The organism is Wocania arenilitoris, assembly GCF_021728535.1.
Classification (GTDB): Bacteria; Bacteroidota; Bacteroidia; order Flavobacteriales; family Flavobacteriaceae; genus Wocania_A; species Wocania_A arenilitoris.
On record NZ_JAKKDU010000027.1, the window covers coordinates 1 to 7387 of the forward strand.

Consider the following 7387-nt stretch of genomic DNA (forward strand, 5'->3'; position numbering starts at 1 on the left):
TTGCGGTCGGACTTAAATGTACCAATGCGAAAACCGGCCTCGACAAGGAGCCTCCATAAAGATACGATTCGTTAGCAAAAAAACTCAACTGATTTTTTAGTAGGGAGATTGTTGCCAACGGTAAGTATAAAAATAGTAAGGGAATAAAAATACACTTACTTTTCTGTTTGGCGGACTTTATTAGTATGCACAACTTTTGGTCTAGCATGTAACCCTTATTATTTTTATATATTGTTACCACCTGGTATTTTTGATTATTTCTTTATTTACCTCATTTCCATCAGTATCATAATGTATAAACTCAATAATTGCTTGATCCTTTTGGCGATAAACTTTTACACCTAAGAACCCTCCTTTTACTCTTAAAAACTTATGTTCCGGTCTAGTATCATTTTCGTCCCAGCCTTGTGCATGGAAATCACTTACCGGGCCTTGACTGAATTCCCATAAACCAGTTTCTGAGTCAACAGAAACATATTGCCAATGTCTATCTCCGTTAATTACAAATACATTATGATTAGCAAGGTATTTTCGTAACCAGATTCCCTCTGTTTGAAACGAGGCATTCGAATGATTATCAAATTTACCCTGAGAACGATCTGGTCCAACCACAGGTGTAGGTGAAACAAGGATTTTAAAAGTAGCGTCAGAGCTTTCAATTGTTTTTTTAAACCAAATTATTTGCTCCTTACCCCAAATAGTTTTGTCTTTTCCATCAGGAGCTTTGTTATCACTCCTAAATTCTCTGCCTTCTACTAACCATATTTGTAAATCTTTACCCCACCTAAAAGTCCTGTAGGGAGTATTTATTATTGGAACCTGTTCCTGCCATATAGATAATCCGTCTTCATAGGTTAGCTCTCCCAATGGGAGAGAATTGGGACCTGCATCATCCCTTAATAGATCATGGTCATCTTTTTGTATATATAAAGGGGTTTTTACATAGAAATCTAATAAAGATGGCCAAGAATTCATAGCATGCCATTTATGTCTTGCAAGTTCAAGATTGTAGGCCATTGGCCCTGGCTTATCATAGTAAACATAATCTCCGGTTTGACAATGAAATAATGGGTTTAGCTTCTGCATACTGTCGTAAATTTTAAATCCACGAAGTGGATCGTCAAATGACCAGTAATATTGACAAGTTGATGAAGTAAAGAATACAGGAGTTATTTGATCGTCTAGAGGCGGTGTCCTAAATTGCCCTTTTATTTCGGTAATAGGGGACTCGGGATTCTTCCTCCCTTGTATGGTAATTGAATAACTCGTGTTAGCTATTAAACTTTCAAACTTATTTTTAATCGTAAAATCTTTGTAGCTCGAAACGTACTTCCAATCTGTACTTATAAGCGTATCTTTTGTATTCATTGTTATCTTTACTTGACCTGTTGAACCTGGAACTGATCCCTCCATTTTTTGGACAGGCATATCATTGTTGAAATTTATGGGGTTTCTGAATACGGATTCCTTTCTTTCATGCCACACTTTTACGGGCTCAGGGGTTGCACACAATCTTGTTAAAATAATGGCAGATGAATTGGTGACTTCTCCAATTTTAAATCCAGTTGTAAAATAAACACTATCTGTATTTTGGGCATTGAGATAGAAACTTACTTGAAAAAGTAAAACGGTAATAATTAAGTATCTCATAATAGTGTTTGCATTGGTGTTTTATTACTTGGTGGTAACGGTTACGTATAAGAATAGTGCGGTTTTGTGTCCGAGGATTTTCCGCAGGAAAATCAGAGTGACCAAATACGCACTAGCCTTTAGATTTAGGATTAAACTTAAGCATTATTTTTATACAATGTTGTAGGTAGTTTTTATCCACTTTTTTGTTTAAATAAATAATTCTTTTCCTCTAATAGCAATAACGCTGTTACAATTTGTTTGGAACCATTTTTAACAATATTTATGTTTAAATTTGTTTTATATTGATGGATAAAATCTCCTGTATTTAAATCATAAAGTCTAAAAGTAGCATTTCCAAAAGTCATTCCTACTGATTGTTTTACAGTAAAAACGATTGGGAATAGTAGCAAGTCCGCATTTTGTAAATTTTCCTTTAGTTCATTTATGTCCAAATCATTAATTAAAGTATTCAAATTCGGATATTTTTTTAGGTCACTTTTTTTATATTTTTTAGTAGCTATTCTTTTTAGGATATCTATTGATTTTTCATTTAACCCAACCCTTAATTTTTCCACGTCTAGGAATTTTAATGATAAAGTGTCTTTAAAAATATCGTTAGAAATTGAGTCGTTAAATTTTTTTAATTCAGAGGTTAAGGGAATGATAGCTACTTTTAATTCTTGATTTAAGAATTTGTAATTCTTATTCTTTACTTTTTGTCCAAAGGATAAGTTTGTTAAAAATATTAATGCTAAAATGAAAAATTTTGTTTTCATAAGTGTTTTGTTCAAATTACCTACAACGTGTTTGTGTATGATTTCGTTGCGTGTTTCAGCAACTAATTTAGCAAATACAAACCGAATAGAAAATCCGCAAGGATTTTCGCAAGTAGGCGAGTATTAGCAATGAATTATACACGTCTTAAGTTTGTAATTCACTAAATTTAATTAATAATCAGAAAGAACAAAAGAGAGAAATAAGTTTAGTATACACGGTGAAGCTTCGACTTCGGCAACATTGATAATCCTCTCTCTTTTACTACTTAGACTTCGTTCAGTTCTGTGAGACCAAGATCTCGATTTTAAGTTGTTGAAATGTGAGTAGCATCTGTTCTTTCCAAAATTCAGTTCTTATGACTAAAGATAGAAAAATTTATGGTATTGACATTAGTAAAAGTGTGTTTGACATTTACAGTGAATCTACAGGACATTTTCAATTGCCAAATGATTCCAAAGGGTTTAAAATCCTATTAAAAAAGTTACCAAAAGAAGCTTTGGTAGTTATGGAAGCTACAGGGTATTATCATTACAGGTTGGCACAATTTTTACACAAAAACGAGGTGGCTGTTTCTGTAGTTAATCCATTGTCAGTAAAGCGTTTTATTCAAATGAGATTGGCAAAAGTAAAGACCGATAAGAGTGATTCCAAGTCTATATGCGAATATGGTAAAGTAAATGAAGTTCCTTTTTATAATGCCTTAACAGATGTTCAATCCGAATGCTTACAACTTTTTAGGTTGCTGGATAGTTACGTAAAAAAGCGTACAGCAACAAAAAACAAACTACATGGAGAAAAAACCTTAGGTATTCCATCAAAAATAGTTTATAGGTCTTTAAATCGAGACTTAAAACATTTGGAAAAAGAGATATTTATTTTAGAGACCAGGCTATTAGAGTTAGTAAAACAAGACCAACACCATCAACTTACCTTATTACAAACCATCCCAGGAATAGGCTTAAAAACAGCTTTGTTTTTAATAGTAATAACAGATGGTTTTAAAAAGTTTGAAAAGGCATCCCAACTTTGTAGTTATGTTGGCATTACTCCAACTATTCGCGAGTCAGGAAGCAGTGTTCGAGGACGTAGTAGAATTAGTAAAGTAGGTAATAAAAAACTAAGAAATCTTTTGTTTTTAGCAGCCTTTTCAGCTTGTAAATACAATAAATCTTGTAAAGCCTTATTTGATAGAATTACAGCAAAGGGAAAGAGTGCGAAACAAGCGTTAATTGCAGTAGCAAATAAGTTACTAAAACAAGCTTTTGCCATTGCAAAAAGTGGATTGCCTTACGATGAAAACTTTGTTTCAAAATTAGCTTAATAATGCTTGTTTTTTAACTCAGTTCTTTGTTGTACCCAGTTATTTTATTTCAGTCGTTGTTTTAATGCTTTAAAAACTTGATGATTTTTAGGTAAAACTTTTTTGAAATTACTTTTTGCTAACTTGAAATAAGAATCCGCTTTGGATTCTTTTCCTAAACCCGAATTCAAAAGGCCTAAATGAAAATTAATATTTCCTAATATTTCAAATTCAGTATAGTTTTTCCTTAAATCTTTTAAAAATTCCTCTATTAATTCAGGCTTTTCATTGTTCAGATATAGTTCAATTAAATCTTGAAATGTTCTTGGGTTTTTTGGTTCAATACCACTAAAAATCAATGAATATTTTTCACTCTCTTTAATGTCTTCGATTTTTAATGATTCGTTTATAATACTTTTTAGAGAAGAGTAGTGAGGGAATTCTTCGAGCGATTTTTTTAAATAGAATATCTCTTTTTCATTGTCTTCCATTTCTTTGTACCAAATAGCTATTTGATAATACTTTTGAGATTTTTCTTCTTTGTCTAAAGTGTTTGGAATTTCATTTAATAACTGTTTGATTACTTCATTGTTATTAAATTCTATTTTCGCAGGAATCGCAGTAGATAGTAAATATTGAAGTTTCCGTAAATTTTTATTTAATAACTCCTTTGGTGTAAAAAGAACTATGTAAAATATTGTCTCCTCGAATTCGATAAATCCTGTAACCTCTAATGAAGGATAAGATTTAATATCAGCAATTCTAATTTGGGTTTTGTAATTATCTTTTCTTTTAGGGCCAGTTTTATATTCAAATTCTGCTTTTGAATTTTCTTGAATATATCCATTTTGGAATTCTATTAAGTTTTCAATTGAGAAATCAGATTTTTCTTTTTTCCAAAATTGGACATACATCCACTCATTTTTTTTCTGTGCTTCTTTTAATGTTAGACCTCTTTGAAATAATGTTGCAAAATTATTAATTGAATTTTTTAAGTCTAAAACCCAACCAAATGGTGCAGGAAGAATAACAGAAAAATTACTTACATATGGTATAGCAGTAAAACCCTGAAACTCTTTAATTTTATCAAAATTCAGAATGTCTAATTCAACTTTTTGATTTCCATTAAATGCGAAATTTATAGCTCCTTGTGTATATCCTTTTTTTGTTATCAGAACTCCTTGGTGAGCATCCACATCTTCAACTAAAGAACAAAATGTACCAACTTCTCTTACGTCAATATTTTTAGAAAAATATTTGCAGTCAACAGCAATTTTAATATCATAACCAGCAATTTCTCCCTCAATAAATATGTCAATCTGCCTTTCTACTTTAGAAAATTTTCCTACTATTTTTTTATCAAACGTAATTGTAGTTTCGGGATAGGTTTCCTGAAAATAGGTTAGGATTTCCAATTCATATTTCTTCCAATTCATTTGAGTGGTCTAATTGGGTACAACGTTCTCGGCTATGAGTAGTTGCGTGGTTTAGTACTTAACTCTGCAAGTACACACCAAGCTGAAAATCCGTGAGGATTTTCAGAAGTAGGCGAGAACAAGCAATTACTTATAGCCATTGTTGTGCGTTCGTTTTTATTTTGTTGTTATCAATATCACATCTCCATCATATCCTCTACATAAAGTCATATTGTTCATCTTTTCTTGACTCAAAATCGTAAAATTCTTAATAGCATTTGGGTCAATTTTAATTTTCTGTTTTAAACTGTCAACCATTGGAATTCCGTCAATTATTATTAACTCAATTTTCTTTTTGTCCCAACCTCTACGTCCAGCAGATAAACTGTCTAAATTCCAGTCTTTCATTTCAAACAATTCAGTCGGTTTGAATTGAGTGATTTTCAATTCTTTCGTGCGTTTGTCAATTCGAATATTTTCAATATTGTCTTTGTCAAGATAAACAGTTTCCAAATCCATTTTCTCATTATCCACAAACATTTTATATTCCGCTGAATATTTTTTTAATATTTTATTTCGGTCGTATTTTATATTCCGAGTTGCGCAACTGAAAGTCAAAGTCAAGATTAATAGAAGCAGAAATATTCTCATTTTAATTTTTTTATTCTCAAAAATATTTCAATTCCGTTTTTCATAAAAACTCCAATTAGTGAATGATGCTTTTCGTTTAGTTAACGTGCTCCTTAAATGACGCACAACGGTTGTGTATAAGAATAGTGCGATTTTGTGTCCGAGGATTTTCCGCAGGAAAATCAGAGTGACTAAAAAAGCACTAACCTTTTGATTAAGGAATAAATTTAAGCATTATTTCTTATACTTTGTTGTGCCTAGTTATTTTTGATTCCAATTTGTTAAAATACTGTCAGCCTGTTTTTTAGTTATGTTTCCAAAATATGGTTTTCCTGATTTTCTTTGTCTTTCTCTTTCCATTACAGCTGGTGTTCCACAATAAAATTCATCTAATTTGGAAATATAATGATTAGCCTCATAATAGTTTTTGTTTCCATTATCGTCACAGAAATAATAAGTCAGATGCAGAAATTCGGAAGTTGCTGAATCGACAACTTTTTCATAAGTGTCCATTTCAGCTGTAATTCCATTTTTCCAAAAAAGAATGTTAGAGTTAATCCAAGTCAACTTTCCAGTGTAGAATTTATCATTATTCAATGAGTCGATTTCATAAGACATTCCAGTTTCTATATTTTGAAATGTAAATGTTTTGAACATTTTGTTCGCTAAATCCTCATTTACAGGTTCTGAATCATTATAATATTCGTAATTCCAGTTTTTTGATAATTCCTTTAGTCCAATTTCTGCTCTTTCTCCGTTTAATGCAATTCCGTATTTTTTATAATTCCGTATTTCATCTTGAGCATATAAAGTGATTTGATATAAAATCAGTCCAAGGAAAAATATTCCTAATCCAAATATTAATATTTTCTTCAGACGTTTTTTCATAATTAGGCACAACGGTTACGTATATGAAATGTTGCGTGGTTTGTGTGCGAGGATTTTCCGAAGGAAAATCAGAAGCTAGCAAACAAAGCAACTTCCATTGGTTAAGCACAAAATAGCAATTTTTTATATACAATGTTGTAACACGTTTTTATTAATTCAGTCTAATGAACAATAATTTTTTGTCATTTGCTAATTCGATTGATATTGTATCGTTTTTAATCTTTCTTAAAGTTCTTTTTTCATTCCGTTTTTTTAAAATCATCCTATATCTTAATGTGTTTTGATTTATCAAAGTGTCAATTTTAGTTAATTCCCCGTAAACTTTTGAAGTTACACCTTTTATGATTTCTTCTTTTTTAAAATCAAAGTTTGAGCTTGTTTTGATATTAGCTATTAATCCATTTTCTCTGGGTTTACGTGAAAAGTAGTAACCAACAGCTATTAATAAATCTGTTTGCTTATTAAACTCAATTCGGGTTGAATAACGGTCATCATTTGGTAATTCAGTTCCAATAAATTTGTATTCATGAAAACGTCCAGGAATGCAGCTCATTAAGGAGAAACATGTCAAAGACAGAAACGATATTTTAATTTTTGATTTCAATTTGCGTTTTGCTTGGTTAAATGTCTAGTCCTGAAATATGGCTACAGGTTAAAATTGAATTAAGCTGTTTTTAAATATACCATATTAGGTGTTTTATAGTCTAAAGATAAATGTAATCTTATTTGGTTGTATAAATTAATT

The 7387-nt window shown here is 31.0% G+C and carries 7 protein-coding genes; 1 reads left to right on the top strand and 6 read right to left on the bottom strand.

The window, feature by feature from the left end; genetic code table 11:
- Window positions 1-234: 234 nt before the first annotated feature.
- Together L3X37_RS14975 and L3X37_RS14980 are read right to left on the bottom strand one after the other, a co-directional pair.
- Window positions 235-1650, bottom strand: a complete 1416-nt coding sequence (locus L3X37_RS14975) for an alkaline phosphatase D family protein (RefSeq protein ID WP_237240977.1) — start codon at window positions 1648-1650, stop codon at window positions 235-237.
- A gap of 173 nt (window positions 1651-1823) precedes the next feature.
- Window positions 1824-2408, bottom strand: coding sequence for a hypothetical protein (locus L3X37_RS14980; RefSeq protein ID WP_237240978.1), 585 nt, complete (start codon window positions 2406-2408; stop codon window positions 1824-1826).
- A 356-nt stretch (window positions 2409-2764) separates the two neighbouring features.
- On the opposite strand from L3X37_RS14980, the gene L3X37_RS14985 reads away from it, so the two are divergent.
- Window positions 2765-3730, top strand: a complete 966-nt coding sequence (locus tag L3X37_RS14985; protein ID WP_237240979.1) for an IS110 family RNA-guided transposase — start codon at window positions 2765-2767, stop codon at window positions 3728-3730.
- Between the two features lie 44 nt (window positions 3731-3774).
- On the opposite strand, the gene L3X37_RS14990 is transcribed toward L3X37_RS14985, so the two are convergent.
- The 4 genes from L3X37_RS14990 to L3X37_RS15005 all read right to left on the bottom strand — a co-directional run bounded on the left by L3X37_RS14990 (window position 3775) and on the right by L3X37_RS15005 (window position 7195).
- On the bottom strand, window positions 3775-5145 hold the full coding sequence (locus tag L3X37_RS14990; protein ID WP_237240980.1) for a restriction endonuclease: 1371 nt from the start codon (window positions 5143-5145) through the stop codon (window positions 3775-3777).
- 156 nt (window positions 5146-5301) lie between these two features.
- Window positions 5302-5775, bottom strand: a complete 474-nt coding sequence (locus L3X37_RS14995; RefSeq protein ID WP_237240981.1) for a hypothetical protein — start codon at window positions 5773-5775, stop codon at window positions 5302-5304.
- A 240-nt stretch (window positions 5776-6015) separates the two neighbouring features.
- Window positions 6016-6642 carry a hypothetical protein gene (locus L3X37_RS15000; RefSeq protein WP_237240982.1) on the bottom strand — a complete coding sequence of 209 codons (627 nt, stop codon included), beginning with the start codon at window positions 6640-6642 and terminating at the stop codon, window positions 6016-6018.
- A 151-nt stretch (window positions 6643-6793) separates the two neighbouring features.
- A complete protein-coding gene (locus L3X37_RS15005) occupies window positions 6794-7195 on the bottom strand; it encodes a hypothetical protein (protein WP_237240983.1) in 402 nt (133 codons plus the stop codon).
- Between the last annotated feature and the right edge of the window lie 192 nt (window positions 7196-7387).